Raw genomic sequence first — 2,013 nt, 5'->3', positions numbered from 1 at the left:
TTTACCGCAAGAAGAACCGACTCAGCCACCCAATACTTTGTACGCATTTTGTCGTCATTATACCCGCGGGTTTGGTTTGCCTTTAATTATCATGTCAGTACTAACAGCCATAATGGCAATGTTGGAAGTGTCACTGTTTGGCTTTATGGGACAACTGGTAGATTGGTTAGTCACCAAAAATCCGCAAACATTGTGGCAAGATGAAAGCACTACCTTGATTACCATGTCAGTGATTGTCTTAGTCGTCATACCGCTGGTTGTCTGGTTACATGCTTCTATCGTGCACCAAACGCTTTTGGGTAACTACCCCATGGCTATTCGTTGGCAAGCACATCGCTATTTACTCAAGCAGAGTATTTCATTTTATCAAGATGACTTTGCAGGACGGATCGCCACAAAGGTAATGCAAACTTCGCTTGCTGTACGTGAAACGGTTATGAAATTACTGGATGTACTGATGTATATTTTAGTGTATTTCACCTCTATGTTGGTCATGATTGCCACTGCTGACGTACGTTTAATGCTACCCATGCTCGTTTGGTTAGCAGCTTATGTGTTGATCCAATGGAAACTCGTTCCAAAGCTGAAAGCGATATCGACAGAACAAGCCGATGCTCGCTCGACAATGACTGGCCGCATTGTCGACAGTTACACCAACATATCAACCGTAAAGCTGTTCTCGCATACGACTCAGGAAGCTGACTACGCCCAAGATAGTATGACGCGTTTCTTAAAAACCGTTTATGGCCAAATGCGTCTGGTAACGATCATTAATGTTTTAGTGCAAATCATCAATTACTTATTAGCGTTCACCATTGCGGCTGTGTCTATTTGGTTATGGGCAGACAATGCTATTACGGTTGGCGCCATTGCGATTGCGGTGAGTTTAGCGTTGCGTTTAAATGGCATGTCACAATGGATTATGTGGGAAATCAGTTCACTATTTGAAAATATTGGTACCGTTACCGATGGTATGAATACGTTATCAAAACCCATTGCTATCCAAGATAAAATGGATGCAAAAGACATTGTTGTTGACCATGGAAAAATCGATTTCAACCAGGTTTGCTTTCATTATGGTGAAAAAAAAGGCGTTATTGAGCAGCTAAACCTGAATATTAAAGCAGGTGAGAAAGTCGGCTTAGTGGGACGGTCTGGTGCAGGAAAATCGACCTTAGTAAACTTATTGATGCGTTTTCATGATGTTGAAAAAGGCCAAATACTGATTGATGATCAACCTATAACGGATATTACCCAAGACTCATTACGGGCAAATATTGGTATGGTGACTCAGGATACGTCGTTATTACACCGTTCGATCCGTGAAAATATTCTGTATGGTGATCCACATGCCAGTGATGAAAAATTAATGGCGGCGATAACTCAAGCACAAGCTGCAGAGTTTATTGACAATTTAACGGACCCCTTTGGCAACAAAGGGCTTGATGCCCAAGTAGGTGAGCGCGGCGTTAAGCTGTCTGGTGGTCAACGCCAACGGATCGCCATTGCAAGAGTATTACTTAAGAATGCGCCAATTCTATTGCTTGATGAAGCCACTTCAGCATTAGATTCTGAAGTCGAAGCAGCGATTCAAGAGTCGTTGTATGAATTGATGGAAGGTAAAACAGTGATTGCGATAGCGCATCGACTTTCAACGATTGCAGCTATGGATAGACTCATTGTATTAGATAAAGGCTGTGTTGTTGAACAAGGTACTCATCAAGAGCTGATTAATGCCAAAGGGATATACGCACAACTGTGGGCCCATCAAACTGGCGGTTTTTTAGGATTAGATTAATCAAAACTTGAACCATTAACATTAGTTAGCCACTCAAATTTGAGTGGCTTTTTTATGCACAGGAATAAAAAATAGGCACAAAAAGGTAAGTAGAATATTAATTGCTTGGATTGCTTGGATTGCTTGGATTGCTTGGATTGCTTGGATTGCTTGGATTGCTTGGATTGCTTGGTAAAGCTTTGAGGCATATCAGAGGGATAATACAGACATAAAAT

General features: G+C 41.5%; 1 protein-coding gene. It reads left to right on the top strand.

Going from position 1 to position 2,013, the window contains the following annotated elements:
* A partial coding sequence (locus tag CXF78_RS15355; protein ID WP_102037276.1) for an ABC transporter ATP-binding protein occupies positions 1-1,798 on the top strand: 1,798 nt, incomplete at its 5' end.
* Between the last annotated feature and the right edge of the window lie 215 nt (positions 1,799-2,013).

The organism is Shewanella sp. 11B5 (genome assembly GCF_002836795.1).
Classification (GTDB): domain Bacteria; phylum Pseudomonadota; class Gammaproteobacteria; order Enterobacterales; family Shewanellaceae; genus Shewanella; species Shewanella frigidimarina.
Note: the sequence above shows the minus strand (reverse complement) of the source record. Positions and strands in the feature narration are given on the sequence as shown.